Raw genomic sequence first — 16,747 nt, forward strand, 5'->3', positions numbered from 1 at the left:
ATCTGCTTAAACAGCTTAATTACTTACCCTTCCGAATTCATCCATTTTCAATAACAATAAGGTATTGTTAATTCCTATTATGCTGGATCCTATTGCATAAATCTTATTGTTTACCATAACCGCATCGTGCAGTTGTTCATCTGAATTGCTTCCAAAGGTTTCGGTGAATACCTCCCCTCCATTTAGGCCTCTTCTTGAGATCAAAAAATCACTTTGCGAATTGGCGCCTTCTTCCAATATTTCTGTTTTGCCAGTAACCAAGTAGCCGGATTCTATTTTTTTAACATTGTTCAATTGATGATTTCCTTTGTCTCCAAAAGGCGTAAACTCTGATGTATAAGCTTTACTATAGAACAATTGCGTTTGCTTACTGATATCAAATTCACCAAAAAGAACAATGCCTTCATTGGTTCCGATTAATTTTCTAGTGGTAATACTCGTGGCTCCTTTAAATTCAAGAAATCCCAATTCTTCAATTAAACTTAGCTGAGGTGTATTACTTCTTAAAAAAGTGGAAGAACTGCTATTATATACCCAATTAATTCTATCATTAAGATCTCGATACAATATAGTAGCGGGCAGTTCTTTTGCCTTTTCACTTCTAAAAACGTTTAGCAGGCTTAAATCATTGGAGTCTAATTCCCCATAGATTGTATACCCAAGCTGTTCTCCACCTTCTTCATCTCCTTGAATTTCGGATCCACTAAATATGATTTTGTTAGTGGATTCATCAAAATAAAAGCCTTTAAGTTCATAGGAAATCGCATTCTCCAATTTGTAATGTTGAGTATCCACTATTTGCAAGTTACTATTCAGGGAAAAGAAAATGAGACTTGTATCGCCAACAGTACCCCCAATAACAATATTATTGTCTGCTGTAACAATGGCATCAGCGGCACTCCAGTTCTGATTCGTCTCTTCCGGAAAATATTTCGGGTCTGAAACTTCATTTCCAGCCAAATCTAACTTCAGTACCCTTATTTTTTCGTTCGTGCTAGTTTGTTGGAAAATGCTAGTATTGGAAACTACTAAGAGATTTTGATCAGATAATTTCTCAATTTTCAAAGGGACTTCTGAACCTTGACCTTTTATAATTTTGATAAAAGCGTCCTGAGATGCAGGAATAAGATTCTCTTCTGTATTACAGGCAACAGCAGTCGTTAAGATTGCAAGTACTAATATGTATTGTTTTATACTTCTCATTTGATTAACTCAGGATTAAATCTAGGGAATCGAAAACCAAACCGTAAAATGAATGCATGTCCTTTATATTGATTTTCAGCATAAGCCGCTTGCAATAGATCATAATCCAGTTGTGCACGGCCGGGACTATTAAAATCTACCTCCTCTAAAAACCTAAATTGAAATAGCGCTTCAACAGTAATATAATTTCTACCTAATTGCTTAAAATTTCCTCGCAAACCCACTAAGCCGCTTGCATTAAATTGATTTCTGAAGTCAATCATATCCAAGTTATTAATTTCTTCGATACCGTTAACCGATAAATTGGATGATAAAAGGTAATGGATAGATGGGCCTGCTGTAACTTCCAACAAAAACTTATTTACAAATGGGATTTTATAATTTATCAATAAAGGCACTTCAAGCCATTGTTGATTTTCTGTAATAGTCTGAGGTACACCACTACCTCCTTCGTCCGTTACAGTGGGTCTAATTAAAACAGAGCCCCTGTAATTATAATGAACTTCCGCATTGGCCGTAAAATCATCATTAATTGGATATTGAAAAAATAAACCCGCCCCTAAACCAAATGGGGGTTCATAAGTGCCACGACCTGCTAGATCAAACATCGGATAATACTCAGTGATTTCAATAAAATTATAACTACTACCTAGTTTTAAGCCATAAAAGAATTTTGGATCTGTATCATAGTTTTCAGATAAAATGATGAGTTCAGTAGGGTCTGTTTCCTCATTAACTTGATATTCAGGATTAATTTTTAAAAGTCGCAAGTAGGCAATTTCCGCTTTTTCTTGTTCTTCGCTGAACAAATAAGATAAAGTTATAAACCTTAAGGCTTCCACTTTCTCTTCATCTGTAAAGCCATTTTCTATACATTTTGACAACAAATTAGGCATATCTTGAAGCTTTCCTTCATCATAAGCGTTTCTGGCGTCCCTTAAATTTTGAACACAATTGTTCTGAGCAAATCCATGATAGGAGACGGTCATAAATAAAAGTAGCACTATGATTATCTTATTCCCCTGCATCTGATAACTTTTCTAAATTTTCACAAGTTTGTTCATATGGCAAATCACTACCTACATAGGTTGCCCATTCCGTCTGAGTCATATTTCTATCTAAGTCATCGCATAATTTGTCTCCCATTCTATCAATTGAATAGGGCCAGACATGTATTCTTCCATCTTCTGAAGCAGAAAAAATCCATTCATTATTGGCACTAAAGTCAGTTGACCATACCCAGTCATTGTGATCGGATAAAATAATGGGGGGCTGGGTTATTTCTGACAAATTCCAAACTCTAACTGTCCTGTCTTTACCAGCTGAAAGCAGGGCCGATCCATTCTCACTTATTTTCAACTCATCAATTCCTCCAATATGACCCGTTAGTGCATTTGGCTTCGAAAAATTATTATCAGCAAATAAATTTACAGATCCATTCACATCCCCGGTAACCACAAAATTAAACTTTGATGTTACGGTGCTTAATGCACTTTTAGCCTTAAATAAAACAGTATCGTTTTCTCCTGTTTTATCGATTCGTGTCAATTCTCCTGTATCAGTAGCCAGCCAAATAAATGATTTATTTTCATCCACTATGAAATCATTAATTTTCATTTCAGATTGAAAGATTTTCTTGCTTTTACCCTCATCCAATAATTTGATTGACTTCCCACCTTCATCCAATACCCATAATTTATTATCCGCAAATCGCATTTTCACAAATGCCCCTTTAACTCCTCTTATTTCTTCAAGTGAAGGTTTACTTTGGCTTAAATCATATCGTTCAATAACGGATTCACCCGCATCAGTAATAAATTGACCAGCCGCATAAATATGATTGTTATTATGATCAAAAATCATCGATTTAACCACTCTTCTATTTCTTATTGGCGCTATGGTATCGGCAATCCAGTGATTTTCTACTTTATTCCATTTAAGGATACTCCCTTGTGAACCCGCAGAGAAAAATTCATTGTCCGAAATGCCTGCTACAACTACTTTTGCCGATTTTAGATGCCCGTCAATCTTTTGAGTTAGCGGATGATTAAATTCCTTCAGCGCATAATATAAGCCATCGTAAATTTCCGGATCATATTCATATTTATTGTATCGCTCATTAAAAATATAGGCTTGCTGTGCCAAAAGACCCTGTAGTTGCGGATCATTCAACTGCATTGATTTAACAGATATAGCATTGGCTATGGCCAAATATCGCAATTGATCTGCCCTAGCTTTTTCATCCTCAGCTCTTTCTTTTTCAAGATTTGCCTGTTTTTCTGCTTCTTTTGCCACAATAGCTGCTTCACTTGCCTCTCCTTCCGCTTTTACTGCGGCTATTCTTCTTTCTTCAGCTAATTTTGCCGCCATAGTAGCTCTTTCTTTTTCAATCCTAGCAGTTTCTGCACTTTCTTCTGCTAAATCTTTTTGCTTTTGCGCTTCTTTTTCTTTTTCCTCAGCTAATTTTGTTTGATCCTTGGCTATTTTAGTTTGTTCTTTTGCACGAGCCGCTTCTGTTTTAGCCAAGTCCTCGTTTCTCTGGGCTTGAATACGCTCATAAAAAGCATATACCAAAAATAATAGGGAAACCACGGTTGCAGCAGCCATTATAAAAGCCGTTACTCTAGCTGTTCTTAGTCTCCTTTTTTGTTCTAGTTCTTTCGCTCTTTGCTCTATTTCGTATTCTTCTGCCGAATGCTCCAGGAAAGAAATTGTTCTTTCATAGGCTGGATGATATCGTTGTCCCCAAATCAAAGTAGGGTTATGCTTTTCCTTCCAGTTTAAGGCCAATTGTAAATCAGGTGGTCTCCATAAACTCGTCTTTCCTTGCTGAAACATATCGGCCGCCTCTGCCAGACGCTTATACATGGCTACTGCATCTGCCTCATCATTCACCCAGTTTTTCAAGCGGTTCCAAATTCTCATGATACTTTCATGAGAAATGTCCACTATGGAATTACTGTGAAGCGGAACCCCATATTGAGGAGTTAATAGAGACCTTCCGGGATCTCGAAATTTCTCTATTACTTGTATGATTTTTTCCTCAGAAGTATTAGCAATAGCAGCAATTTCGTTCAGTTGAGTTGGTCTTCTGATTCCATAACTCCCACCACCGCGTTTTTCAGTTATGGCCTTGAAAAGAAATTCACAATTTCTTTGTTGCTCGTCATTGAGTTCCTCAAAAGCTTCATTGGCATGCATTGACAAGGCCTCGGACATAGTCCCTATAGCCTCATAATGCTTAATATCCAGTGGCTCATTTTCATAATCCCTAAAGTGGCTCCAGTAATCCCAAGTACGCATTAGAGCGTGTTGCAAAATTGGCAATTGATCAGGATTATCTCCCAAATCATTTAAGAGTTGCTGAGTTAGTCTAGGCGCAATTTCAGCATTCCCAACTGCCACTGGACCTGTAATAGCTCGCCTTTTTTGCTCCCTTGTCATTTGAGGGATCAAATATTGGCTGTCGTTGATTTGTCTGGTTAGTTCAGGAAATTGAGAGCACTCACCAATAAAATCCGAACGCATTGTGATTGCTACATATATAGGTACATCTGCATGGTTGATGGCCTCCATCAATAGATTAATAAAAGCTAAGGTTTCATTTACTGACTGCATATTAGATGAATCCTTAAATCTGAATAGTTCTTCAAATTGATCCACCAAAATAAGGTAGTTCTTCTCCTTATCGCCTTTAAACTGCATGATGGTTTCAACCAAGCCCACCGATGAACTTCTTAAAAGTGAAGAAATAATCGTCCGTTTGATCTGCTTATCTTCTTCAGAAAGCTCTTTGTCAATAAGATCAGTTTTCAAAAGTGATTGTGCTAAATTGTCAATTGGTGCCGCTCCCGGACGGGTGACAACCACCTCCCAATCTGTAGATCGACCTGTCAAAAACCCTCCATATAAAATAGGTAAAACTCCACAGTAGATAAAAGAAGATTTACCACTCCCCGATGGCCCAATAACTCCCACAAATCGATGATTGGACAGTTTCAATAACACCTCATCACTTTGGCCTTCTCTTCCAAAGAACAAATGGCTTTCTTCAATCTTGAAAGGACGCAATCCAGGAAAAGGATTGCTCTTTTTTCCATATTGCGATTTAGGGGCATTCGATATGGTTAGTTTTTCCTCTTCCATTTTAGCTTTCTTCTGCCAGTTTTGATTGGCTATTTTCAAAAGCCAACTTTATGTCACTAATAAATTTACTTAAAATTTTGGAATTATTACTAACGTCTACCTCAACTTCATATCTGCTAATATACTCATCCTCAGTGCCTTTTGCTATTTCAGATTTAAAAAGCTTACCCAAAATAGGTTTCGATCTTCCAAAACCGGGAGCTTTTAGCAAATCTAAAAGTTTCATATAAACCCACTGGTTATTTACATTTTTTTGAAAAACTATGGCCGCATCCATGTCCTTCAAAGCATCAATATGCTTGTTGCGCAATTCCATTAGCTCTCCATTATTCTCTAAGACAAGCAATTCCACATCGTTTTGAAGGATTTCTTTTTTTATAGGCTCAACATCGCTTATGTCAATTTCATCATAAATTAAGTAAATAATGGCTTTACTTTGATCCTTGTTTCTGAAGCTATTTCTTAATTTCCTATTCAAACCTTTATCTAGCAGTTCCTCCCAAAGCGTATTTTTAAAATCTTCCAATGAGGTCTGCAATACTTCTGCACCAAACGATGCCTTATCATCCCTTTTAATATTATGTATAAAAGACTTTTGCTTTTCACTTGCAAATTTTAAAGTTGGGCTAATCCAAATCAATCGATTAAATTTTTGAGGGTTTCTTTCTGCAAATTCTGATGCTAGTGAATTTTGAATATCCATTACGGAGCTTTCTGTTCCATTAGGAATAGTGCCATAGGATGATCCTATCATGTGAATTGAAAATGAAGATTTACTTAAATCACTTTCGATCGATTTTTTCACATCAGCTACATTATGGGGCAGCAGGCTTTTTGGATAAACCTCGTAACCATGCCTAGTTAATTCTCTTTTTATAATGTTTCTTGCCCCGGATAAATCTTGCCCTGTTTCCGCTAAATATATTGCTTTTCGGCCATGCCCTTTGTCAACTTTACTCTTATGGTTCATATTCAAAATGGTTTCATAGATATCAAAGCACAAGTCAACCATTTTCATCCAATATCCTTTTTCCGCTTCTTTTGAGAAAAAATCTGATAGCTCCTCTTCTTGATTTTCACTATTCAAATAGAAGATATACCCTCTTAGCACTCGAAGCTTTTCTGGAATATCGATATATGCTAATGGAGATTTAAAAACAGGAAAAATTCGATCATGGATTACCTCCATTTTATTGTCCAAAAAAAGATTTTCGACTCTATCTAAGCAAGCACCGGATAAAATAAAATCAGGTGACAAGATTGGAATATATACCCCATTCGGTTCAGGATCATTTCCTTCAGTATCGGCATACAAATTAATTTGGATTTTCCTGTTCATGGTTTGTTTAAGCATCATGTACAGGAACTTCTCAAAATAGCTTACCCATCCTCTATTTTCAAGAATGGGCTTATTGTCCCCTTCAGCATAAATAATATTTATTTCTAATTTTTCATTCATACTTTTGATTGATAATATTGGGTTATTGCTGTAAATAATTGGTTAGTAAACTCCTGGCTTCTAGACATTAAGGAGTAAAAATTATTGATATTTAATTGGAAAACTACGGAATGCACTTCTGCCGTTAATTTTTCGGCTTTAAGGTTTTTCTCAGGAACAAATAATTCTCCATAAACATCATTCTGAATCAGTTTAACGTCCGCCTCAAATTCTGTAGTCAGATTCAAGCTTCCTTCTGCTACCACATAAATGGCATTATTCTCCTGATTAGTTAAATCTATGGTCTCCTCTGCTTCCATTCTGATGACCCTGGTGTTGTCAGCCAAATCACATAGCTGATCACCATTTATTTTGGAAAACACTTCAATTTGTTTGAGGAACATAACGATTTCCACTAATAGGAAATAGCCATCATTCAAGCCATCTTCAAGTTGATTGTGCGCAATTGTATTCACCAGATTATCTTGATCTTCCTGGCCCACCCTTTCAATCACTTTTTCGAACTGATTGGGTTTCCTATGATACAATAACCAAGCGGCCACTTCTTGTAATAATCTATCGTTATTGAAGACATGGGCTATTACAGCATAATTGGGCTCATAATCTTTTTGGAAAGCGAGATTATATAAGGCACAGGCTTTAATCCACCTTGAAATTTGATTGTAATCTCTGTTAAGGATATTGTTGAGCAATCTTAAAGGCTCAAAATGTTCTCTTGGAAAGAAATGATCCAAGGCCTTAATTTTCTCACTTATCCCAATATCATCGACCAATGGAAAAAGCTTACTTTTCAATTCCGAATCAATAAACATATCCATCAATTCTATTCCATAGGCTATACCCTCTGCAGTTTCTGAAAGAATGTTTTCTTTAACTAAAGAAACCGATTCCGTATCGTAAACCAGGGACAGAAATAGAAATATTTGTTCGAAATTATGCCCTAATTCTTCTTTAAAGGCTCTCCTCAAAATTTCATACCTTTCTTCCTTAGGAAGCTCTTGAATAGCGGCCATATTCCAGATAGCCTTGCCAATTTCCTCTTCAATTAAGGTAATTATTATTTGTGCTTGATTGCCTTGTGCATTAAAATCTTCATAACCAAAGCCATTCAGCATCTCATAAACAATCCTTTTATCTGGATAGTCAATTTTTTTAAGTAATAATTTTTCTGCCTCAACACTTCCGATTTTACCCATAATACGAACAACCGCCATCCTGATTTTATCAGTTTGACCAGATTTATGAAAAGCAGATTCTAAATGATGCAGAACTTCTTTTCCTGCAGCGACCAAAGCTGCTAAGGCAGCATGTCCATATTTTTCAGAATCTAGCATGTCAATCAGCACATTCCAAGTCTCATGCCTTTTCAAGAGGCGCGCAGTCTCGATGGCTTCCATTCTTACTTCAATGTTAGCATCTTTTAATAAATCCAATAAAAGAAATATATTTTTAGCATCAGCATGTTGTCTGAAAATTCGGGCTGTATATAACCTCTTATTAGGATCTAAAGACCTTGCCCAGCTACTCAATTGCTCAAAACTTACCGGAGTTACATCTCTTGATTCGTTTTCTTTGCGTGCTTTCTCTGCTAATTTTTTTAAAGTAAGATTTGACTTTATGCCAAATGCTGATTTTCCGTCTCCTAAATATTCCTTCATTTTAGGAGAAACATCCCCAGTAAAATTATCCTTAAAGGTTGAAAATTCTTCAGGCTCGAGTTTTTCCATAAGTTTCAAGCTGTAAAGCCTCTTATGCTCCTCTTTACTTTGCACTTGTTTCTGCAATAGCCTACTAATTGAATTCTCGTTTTCATCAACTTTATTCTTTTCTTTATTTCGAACTAATGTTCCTTGAAGCGTTGTCCGATAGCCTTTGTGCATTCTGCGGGTCACCAGATACCATATCACTAACAAAGGCAAAACTGCTACAGAAATGGTTAATAGATTGAACACCTCGACATTATTTAGTAGAATAATAATTGCACCAGCCAGCAATCCAGCAAATGCATTAACCACTCCTTGAATTTTTACTTGAATATCAAATCTGCTCTCTACATCAAGGGGAAGAAAATATAGCTTAAATGCTGGCTCGTCTAATGCATCCTTGAGGGAAGTGACAAAAAGCTTACTTACTGCAATAGTGACAAAGAAGAAGATAAAGTTGGGATCATCTGGAGTGAAGCCTAAGCTGGCACCAATAAGACTTGCCGCCCCTACCATTATCATTATAAGGATTGGATTTATCAGTAGCGATACTCTAAGCCCGTACAAAGCAATTATTTTATCGGTCGCAAAGGTTTGGAAGAGAAAACTGAAAATTATAATGGTACCGTTAAAATATGCCAAAAAAGTAGCTAAGTTGCTTTCATTGAATTGCGCTGATGCAACGCTAAAGAAAGAGTAATCGATGAAAGTTACCGCTACTACACTAACTAAAACAAATGCTACCATCAAAAGCATATATTTGTCTGTTAGCACTTTTTTGAAGGAAACCAGTTCATTTTTTCCAGCTCTAATCAAATATTTTTTCGAGCTATTCATCAGCCATAAAAAGGATAAAAACATACCCCCAAGACTAATAACACTCATGGTAATCAGGTCCTCTTCTGCAAAATCAGGCCTGTTCAATAAATATGGGATAATAACTAATAATGCCAGAATTGATGCAGTTAGTTGTCCAGTATCGATTCCTCCAATGATTCTTTTAGATTGGCGTAAATCGAAAAGCCTGCCAAACGCACCCCAAAAAATCAGTAAAATCAAGTACGTAAATGGCAATACAAAGGTGAAAGTGATAAAATATAGAGGATATACGTTAGGTAAGTACGAATAAGCTACTTCAACAGATATCAATAAAATGAAGATGACTAAAAGCGTATAGCCTGCTAATCGCACAAAACTAATCTTGGATTGAAAATAATTGAAAAGATATGTAGCCAATACTCCAATTGCCCCGGATACAACTATGGCCAGGGGTAAATCTGTTTCTTCACTAAAGTTATTCAAGAATAATGCCTCGGCACCCACGGAAAGTCCTGACACAAAAAAGCCCATAAAGAATCCCATGAGTAATAATAAAAATACTCTTTTAGACTCTTGGTCTTCAGCATTTAATACATTGAGAATCAGCTTTTTCAATGGTCAGATGTTGTGTAATGTAGCAGTCGAATATAAATCAAATACCTGGATTGTACTATTTAATCTAGAATAAAGTAACTTTTATTTCGATGAGTGGTTAAATTATCCAGATGGCGTACAATAGGTGTTACAACATCTTTTTTATAATAGTAATATTTTTCTAATTATTGCATAATTAAGTAATCATTTTAATATAGTTACTGACAAATTACATGCAAACCATAAAAATCTACTCTTTGGATTTCTTTTTGTTTATGTACCTATTTAAGACAAAAGCAGCAACCCAAAAGGCTAATGCTACAAAAGTGTATTCCATTGCATCTTCGCCCGCATAGCGTAAACTATAGTAGAATACCATAATCATTATGGCTACTAATACCCAATAAATAACCCTTAATATTTTCGTAAACTCCATTACATTTCTATTTCAATAATTCATAAGCCACTTCTACATAAGTGTAAACATCATTAGGATGTTGGTCTGTATAAAACTTACTTCTGCTTTTACCTAATCTGACCACAACTGCAGTTTTATCCTCAAGAACAAAAATATATTGTCCCAAAATTCCTCTGGCGTAGGGGATCTGTCTTCCCTTATAATCTAAAATCCACCACTGGTATCCATAATGCGGTACAGTTTCCTTGGCATTCATCAATTGAGCGGGTTGAGTCGCCATCTCAATATATTCAGAGGGAACTACCTGTTCCTCATCCCATTTTCCCTTATTCAAAACCAGCTGGCCAATTCTTGCAAAATCTCGTGCTGTACTATTGAAGCAACAAAATGCTTTTTCCATCCCACCTTCTTTATCCAAACTCCAAAGTGCATCCGTTTCTGCGCCAATTTTTCTCCATAGTCGATTGGTGGCATAATCACTTATCGATTGACCTGTAGCAGATTCCAAAACCTCAGCTAAAACCTGAGTATTAATACTTTTATAGGCAAACTCCTCCGCAGGATTATTATCCACTTCTAATTCAGAAATTAACTTCTTCAAATCATCACCATAATATGCATTTGTAGTTTTAGAAAATGGGCTCAAGTAGGCTTCATCCCATCGAATCCCTGAACTCATCGTCAACACATCTTTAATCAGAATTTTAGATTTCTCCCCTTCTCGAAAGGATTCCACGAAATCTCCAACTGGTTGAAAAACACTTTTGATTTTACCTTCTTCTATCGCTATTCCTATAAGCAAACTGACTATACTCTTTGCCGCTGAAAATGAATTCGAAATTTCATTTTCATTATAACCTAAGAAGTATTTTTCATAATAAAGTGCCGTGTCCTTCACAATTAAAAAAGCGGTAGTTTCATACCGCTCTAATTCCTCTTTGTAGGTTTGCCCCATTTCATACTGATTGTACAAAGTAGATTCTCCCCATGTTTTGGGGTTGCTTGCAGCTATAGTTCTGTTTTCAAATATTTTATAATCATCTATATCAGCTGTTAAATGGAGAAATGCTTTTTGTGCGTAATTAGGTAAAAAGAAATAAATCACTCCTAATACGATGAAAAGCAAAATGCCAAATCCACCAATTTTTTTCAATATCATAACACTTACAATTAACGAAAGGGCAAAAATACACTTTCAAAAATCAAAATTCCCCAAGAAAACGAAATGAATTTATTATTCAACATTTCTCTACTACCTTCGTAATTATTATTTCATGAAACAAAAACTAAATTTAATTAAACTAAGATGAAAAAAGGACTTTTAATAACTATAGGCGTAATAGTCGTTGTAGTATTTATACTTTACAGACTTTTTGCAGGATCCTACAATAACATGGTTACAAAAGAGGAACAAGTTACGGGCGCTTGGTCGCAAGTAGAAAATGTTTATCAAAGAAGGGCTGATTTGATTCCTAATTTGGTGAATACGGTTAAAGGATACGCTGATTTTGAGCAGGAAACTTTACAGGGCGTAATTGAAGCAAGATCAAAAGCAACAGGCGTCAATGTAAATACTGATGATTTAAGCCCAGAAAAAATTCAACAATTCCAGCAAGCCCAGCAAGGATTGAGTTCTGCATTATCTCGATTGATGGTGGTTGTAGAAAGATATCCTGACCTCAAAGCCAATCAGAATTTTATCAAATTACAAGATCAATTGGAAGGTACGGAAAATAGAATTGCCGTAGAAAGGAGACGCTTTAATGAAGTAACGCAAGATTATAATACATATATTCGAAAATTTCCACAAGCGATGTTAGCTGGAATGTACGGTTTTGACAAGAAGGGTTATTTTGAAGCTGATCAAGGAGCAGAGCAGGCACCAGAAGTGAACTTTGACTAGTTAAGCTTGGATTTCATAAATTTTTATTATCCCTTAAATACAATAAAAAAGGCTTTCTCACTGATGAGAAAGCCTTTTTTGCTTGTATTAAACGAATACTTTTTTTACTTATTTCCGCCAGCTCTAATCATTGCACAACGGAAACCTATTGTTGCTGTAGCAGAATCTTGCTCTATAAATCTTCTAGTACCTGGAGACAGCCAGTAAGCTACATCAGCCCAAGAACCTCCTTTATAAACTCGGATATTATCATTAATTAATGAGTTGATTGCATTTGGATCTGTAGCGCCATTGTCGTAATTGCTTTGAGGATCCAATGTTCCGTCTCTTCTAACTGGATTTAGATCATCAAAATCCTGGAATGAAAGCGGACGGTACAAATCCCAAACCCACTCATTTACATTTCCTGCCATATTATAAAGCCCGTAATCATTTGGTGGAAAGTTGTATATATAATCAGTAACAAAAGCACCATCATTTAATTTCCCAGCGATACCACCATAGTCACCTCTACCTCTTTTGAAATTCGCTAAGAAGTAACCCATTTCTTTGCCGTAAGGATTTCTTAATGAGTGACCGTCCCAAGGATAGATTCTTTTGTACAGTTGCACTTCGTCAACCCATTGAGTACCGATTAACGCAGTTGCAGCATATTCCCATTCTGCTTCAGTAGGTAGTCTATAATCTGGCAAAACAACTCCTGTCTCCAAAGGAATTCGACCTCCAGATTCAGCAGGAACTTCAATTCCAGCTTCTTCAGCTAATTTATAATTTACCATTACTGATCTCCATTTTGCATACTCCGTAGCTTGTTCCCAAGTTACCCCAACAACTGGATGATAACGGAAACCAGGATATCTTAAATAATGATCAACATATGGGTCATTATAAGCCAATTTCCTTGCCCAAACGGTAGTGTCAGGCATAACAGACTCATAATAATCTCTTGAGGAATCTAGTTTTACGTAATGCAAGAACTCTAACCAATGGATATTGGCTACTTCAGTTTCATCCATGTAAAACGATGATACTGTTACAGTCCTCTCAATATTGTCTCTAGTATGAAGGATATCTTCTTCGAAAGAACCTAATACAGTTCGACCGCCTTCAATATAAACTAAGTTAGGACCATCTGGCTGACCACGAAATTCAGCCACCTGAAAGCCTTCTTCGCTATTATATTCTAAACCTGTGGTCGTACTTACCACTCCCGGCCCTTTGGCTGTCGGGTTGCCTCCACCGCAAGCAAACAAAATAGCTACTGCTACTGTAAGCACGGCATACTGGATTTTAAACACACACTTTTTCATATCCTGTTATTGTATTCGTTTAATAAACACTGTTTAATCACTTATATATCAATGCAATATATAAAAACTAGGTAAATATAACCTAACAAACCACTAAATTCAACTATTAAAATGAAATTTTAAAGTATTTTAGTACAAATTCGACCAATATGTAATAATTTTAAATCAGTTACACTAAAACGTCTGCCGATTTTGCTTTATTGCTTTAATCCTCTGCCCAAACTTTTGTGCCTTCCGTACAATTAGTGCAAATATCAATTTCCCTCCTTGATATTAAAAGCTTATTCCTAAATTCATTATAATTATTTCCGCGCCAAATGTTGTCAAAGCTCTCTTGATTTAGATTTCCAAACTGATGAGTCGCGTCTTTATCAAAACAACAAGGTACCACTCTACCATCCCAAGTAACCACACAACTATGCCACATTTTCCAGCACTGGTTTAATAGTTTATTTTTAATAGTATATAAACCATTCTCTAACTTTTTGTAGCGACTATACTTAGAATTATTAGGTATTAGGGGTGAACCATTTTGATAATCATAAATCTGCGCTGTTTTCAGCTTCACTTCATCTACACCTAACTCTTCTGCTAATTCATAAATTTGCGGGATATCTTGCTCGTTTGGCTTGACCACCAAAAATTGAAAAATTACATGAGGAGTGGAAGATTTCAACTTCTTCTTCCACTTGATCAAGTTTCTGGTACCATCTAATACCTTTTCAAGCTTTCCTCCGATTCTATAAGATTCATATGTTTCCTGTTTGGCGCCATCAATAGAAATTATTAATCTATCCAATCCGCTCTCCACTGTTTTTTTTGAAGTTTCTTCATCTAAAAAATGGGCGTTGGTTGATGTGGCTGTATAAATATTATGTTTTGAGGCAATTTTCACTAAATCAAGAAAATTTTTATTGACATAGGGCTCTCCCTGAAAGTAAAACAGCATGTAAATCAAATGCTCTTTCAACTGTAACAGCATATTTTCGAAGGTCTCCGCTTTCAGCATACCAACTGGTCTGGAAAATGATCGTAAACCACTAGGACATTCAGGGCAGCGTAAATTACAAGAGGTAGTGGGTTCAATAGCAATAGAAATAGGTTTGCCCTTAATTCTAGAATAGCCTGAAGATTTAGACTGATGATAGCTCCACAGTAATGAAAAAGTGTTTACTGCTTTTTTAAATGTTATCTTTTTCAGTAGATTAAGGCTATCTTTAAAATGCATATATTTTATTGTAATGCTCAATGCAAAAACGAACTTAATAAATCTCCATGAACTTTAAAGCAATCATTCGATTAATTCCGTGGATAATTGTGCTGGTACTTTTGGTTTTTCTGTGGCTAAGGCGCTTAGGTAATTACACAACGCCTGAAAAAACTCAAATTGAAAGTACTTTAGTGCTCCAGGAAATTGAAAAACTGGGCAAATTAGAATTGGTGAAGTACAATTATAAGGAAGTCGTGGAGATGGAAAATGTGGCCAAGAGATATTTAGATTTAGGTTATTTCTATATTCCGGGAGGTCAAGATCAAAAGGCAATTTTAATAGCGCATGGTGAGGCCGTGGCATGTATTGATTTACAAAAGATTAAAAAAGAAGATATCGAATTAAGAAAAGATACTTTGATTGTAAATTTGCCTCAACCTGAAATTTGCTATTATAAAGTGAATTTGGAAAACAGTAAGTTCTATGATCTTAAGACCAGTTCAGACCATAAAAAAGCAGGAGCATTTGTAGACGAAGTGTATGCCAAAGCGGAAGCACAAGTAAAAGAAGCCGCTTTGCAATCGGGAATTTTGGCCGATGCTAAAATTATGAGTGGAAATGTACTTAAACCCTTTTTAGAAAATATTACTGGAGTAACAGTTGTTCTTAATTTTTCTGAGAAGCCGGATGCTATTAGATTCGAATTAGATTAGTTATTCTAACTGTATACCTTCTCTAAGGCCTGGCAAAAAGCATTTACTTCTTCTATAGTGCCCGTGCTTATTCGAGCCCAGTCATACATGGGTGGAAAAGGCCGTCCAATAGCAACTCCAGCATTCATCATTTCTGTGCTTAAGTCTCTGATATGTTTATTGGATTGAAAGAACACAAAATTCGTATGAGATTCGATATAGGAGAGTTTGAGCTTGTCAAGGGTTCTGTAAATTAAAGATTTTCCTTCGTAATTTTTACTGATACTAAATTTATAAAACTCATCATCTTTTATGGCTTCATTTGCGGCAGCAATTGCTAAGACATTCGTCATAGCCATTACATTACTCTTTAATCTCGTGGCTATATCTGGTCTAGCTACCAAATACCCAATTCTAATTCCTGCCAATCCATAAACTTTGGAAAAAGTTTTAGACACTATGACATTTTTTCCTTCTTTTACCAGTTCCACCATTGAAGGATAATCAGGATCAGTTATATAGTCGTAATATGCTTCATCACTAAAAATAACTGCCTTGCTCTCGAGAGAATTACAGAAGTCTTTCAACTTGTCTTTATCCAGTAAAGTCCCTGTTGGGTTGTTAGGGTTACAAAGAAAAATCAATCCAGTTTTGCTTGTTACTCTGCTAGCCATTTCTTCCAAATCATGTTCCATTTTATCATTTACAGGCACACGATGTACATAAGCACCAAAATTCTCTGCATATTTCAGCATGGCCTGAAAAGTTGGGTCGGCTGCAATTATTTCTCTACCTCCAAGTCCATAGGTTAATCCACTTGCTTTTAGTCCCTCTGTTGAACCACCAGTTACAACAATACAGTTTTCAGGAACTCCTTCTTTTTCGGCAATATTCCTCACTAATGCTTTAAGGTAGGCAAAAGGATACCTACAAGTGTTGTCAAAGGATGCTGTAATCGCTTTTCTAACCTTTTGTGAAGGACCGTAAGGATTTTCGTTTGACGTTAGACTAATTAATCCAGATTTGGAGGTAGCAAAGGAATGTTGCTTATCGCTTGACAACATATTGGCTGGGTTGATAAACGCCATAGTGCCCGCGAGACCAATTGATTTCAGCCATTGTCTTCTGTCAATATTTTTCATCTTGGAGGGGATTAGTTTCTACTAATATAGTGATAAAAACTAATTAATTGACATTGAGAAGGATAGGTCATTACTATTCATCAGAAACTATTCAAGTTCATGCTGAATTTAGTTTCATAAAAATATTTATCAGAATAAAGGCAGAAGC

12 protein-coding genes are annotated in these 16,747 nt (G+C 36.0%); 2 read left to right on the forward strand and 10 right to left on the reverse strand.

Features of this window, described 5'->3' with window-relative positions:
* Positions 1–15: 15 nt before the first annotated feature.
* From Q3Y49_RS04815 to Q3Y49_RS04845, 7 genes are all read right to left on the reverse strand, one after another.
* The gene (locus Q3Y49_RS04815) at positions 16–1,203 is read right to left on the reverse strand and encodes a hypothetical protein (protein WP_303271110.1); all 1,188 of its coding nucleotides are present in this window, start codon (positions 1,201–1,203) and stop codon (positions 16–18) included.
* Positions 1,200–2,231 carry an outer membrane beta-barrel protein gene (locus tag Q3Y49_RS04820; RefSeq protein ID WP_303271111.1) on the reverse strand — a complete coding sequence of 344 codons (1,032 nt, stop codon included), beginning with the start codon at positions 2,229–2,231 and terminating at the stop codon, positions 1,200–1,202. Before Q3Y49_RS04820 ends, Q3Y49_RS04815 begins: the two co-directional genes overlap by 4 nt.
* Entirely contained in the window at positions 2,218–5,388 is a 3,171-nt protein-coding gene (locus Q3Y49_RS04825) for an nSTAND1 domain-containing NTPase (protein WP_303271112.1), read from the reverse strand. Before Q3Y49_RS04825 ends, Q3Y49_RS04820 begins: the two co-directional genes overlap by 14 nt.
* On the reverse strand, positions 5,351–6,808 hold the full coding sequence (locus tag Q3Y49_RS04830) for a hypothetical protein (RefSeq protein WP_303271113.1): 1,458 nt from the start codon (positions 6,806–6,808) through the stop codon (positions 5,351–5,353). Before Q3Y49_RS04830 ends, Q3Y49_RS04825 begins: the two co-directional genes overlap by 38 nt.
* Positions 6,805–9,945 (reverse strand): hypothetical protein, encoded by a 3,141-nt coding sequence (locus tag Q3Y49_RS04835; protein ID WP_303271114.1) that lies wholly within the window; start codon positions 9,943–9,945, stop codon positions 6,805–6,807. The genes Q3Y49_RS04830 and Q3Y49_RS04835 overlap by 4 nt, the downstream gene beginning before the upstream one ends.
* A gap of 229 nt (positions 9,946–10,174) precedes the next feature.
* A complete protein-coding gene (locus Q3Y49_RS04840) occupies positions 10,175–10,360 on the reverse strand; it encodes a hypothetical protein (RefSeq protein ID WP_303271115.1) in 186 nt (61 codons plus the stop codon).
* Between the two features lie 7 nt (positions 10,361–10,367).
* Positions 10,368–11,501, reverse strand: coding sequence for a serine hydrolase domain-containing protein (locus Q3Y49_RS04845; protein WP_303271116.1), 1,134 nt, complete (start codon positions 11,499–11,501; stop codon positions 10,368–10,370).
* Between the two features lie 147 nt (positions 11,502–11,648).
* On the opposite strand from Q3Y49_RS04845, the gene Q3Y49_RS04850 reads away from it, so the two are divergent.
* Positions 11,649–12,245: a LemA family protein gene (locus tag Q3Y49_RS04850; RefSeq protein ID WP_303271118.1), complete on the forward strand. Its 597-nt coding sequence runs from the start codon at positions 11,649–11,651 to the stop codon at positions 12,243–12,245.
* Between the two features lie 104 nt (positions 12,246–12,349).
* Here Q3Y49_RS04850 and gldJ read toward each other — a convergent pair whose 3' ends face one another.
* Positions 12,350–13,555 carry a gliding motility lipoprotein GldJ gene (gene gldJ, locus Q3Y49_RS04855; RefSeq protein WP_303271119.1) on the reverse strand — a complete coding sequence of 402 codons (1,206 nt, stop codon included), beginning with the start codon at positions 13,553–13,555 and terminating at the stop codon, positions 12,350–12,352.
* A 205-nt stretch (positions 13,556–13,760) separates the two neighbouring features.
* The gene (locus Q3Y49_RS04860) at positions 13,761–14,783 is read right to left on the reverse strand and encodes a radical SAM/SPASM domain-containing protein (RefSeq protein ID WP_303271120.1); all 1,023 of its coding nucleotides are present in this window, start codon (positions 14,781–14,783) and stop codon (positions 13,761–13,763) included.
* Between the two features lie 47 nt (positions 14,784–14,830).
* Between Q3Y49_RS04860 and Q3Y49_RS04865 the strand changes: the two genes are divergently transcribed.
* A complete protein-coding gene (locus Q3Y49_RS04865) occupies positions 14,831–15,478 on the forward strand; it encodes a DUF4230 domain-containing protein (RefSeq protein ID WP_303271122.1) in 648 nt (215 codons plus the stop codon).
* Between the two features lie 5 nt (positions 15,479–15,483).
* Here the strand turns inward: Q3Y49_RS04865 and Q3Y49_RS04870 are convergent, their stop codons facing one another.
* The gene (locus tag Q3Y49_RS04870) at positions 15,484–16,599 is read right to left on the reverse strand and encodes a pyridoxal phosphate-dependent aminotransferase (protein WP_303271123.1); all 1,116 of its coding nucleotides are present in this window, start codon (positions 16,597–16,599) and stop codon (positions 15,484–15,486) included.
* Positions 16,600–16,747 lie beyond the last annotated feature (148 nt).

The organism is Marivirga harenae (assembly GCF_030534335.1).
Taxonomy (GTDB): domain Bacteria; phylum Bacteroidota; class Bacteroidia; order Cytophagales; family Cyclobacteriaceae; genus Marivirga; species Marivirga harenae.

Excerpts from the sequence above, each read along its gene's own strand:
- Q3Y49_RS04815 (WP_303271110.1), bottom strand. The coding sequence starts at position 1,203 with ATGAGAAGTATAAAACAATACATATTAGTACTTGCAATCTTAACGACT.
- Q3Y49_RS04820 (WP_303271111.1), bottom strand. The coding sequence starts at position 2,231 with ATGCAGGGGAATAAGATAATCATAGTGCTACTTTTATTTATGACCGTC.
- Q3Y49_RS04830 (WP_303271113.1), bottom strand. The coding sequence starts at position 6,808 with ATGAATGAAAAATTAGAAATAAATATTATTTATGCTGAAGGGGACAAT.
- Q3Y49_RS04840 (WP_303271115.1), bottom strand. The coding sequence starts at position 10,360 with ATGGAGTTTACGAAAATATTAAGGGTTATTTATTGGGTATTAGTAGCC.
- Q3Y49_RS04845 (WP_303271116.1), bottom strand. The coding sequence starts at position 11,501 with ATGATATTGAAAAAAATTGGTGGATTTGGCATTTTGCTTTTCATCGTA.
- Q3Y49_RS04850 (WP_303271118.1), top strand. The coding sequence starts at position 11,649 with ATGAAAAAAGGACTTTTAATAACTATAGGCGTAATAGTCGTTGTAGTA.
- gldJ (WP_303271119.1), bottom strand. The coding sequence starts at position 13,555 with ATGAAAAAGTGTGTGTTTAAAATCCAGTATGCCGTGCTTACAGTAGCA.
- Q3Y49_RS04860 (WP_303271120.1), bottom strand. The coding sequence starts at position 14,783 with ATGCATTTTAAAGATAGCCTTAATCTACTGAAAAAGATAACATTTAAA.
- Q3Y49_RS04865 (WP_303271122.1), top strand. The coding sequence starts at position 14,831 with ATGAACTTTAAAGCAATCATTCGATTAATTCCGTGGATAATTGTGCTG.
- Q3Y49_RS04870 (WP_303271123.1), bottom strand. The coding sequence starts at position 16,599 with ATGAAAAATATTGACAGAAGACAATGGCTGAAATCAATTGGTCTCGCG.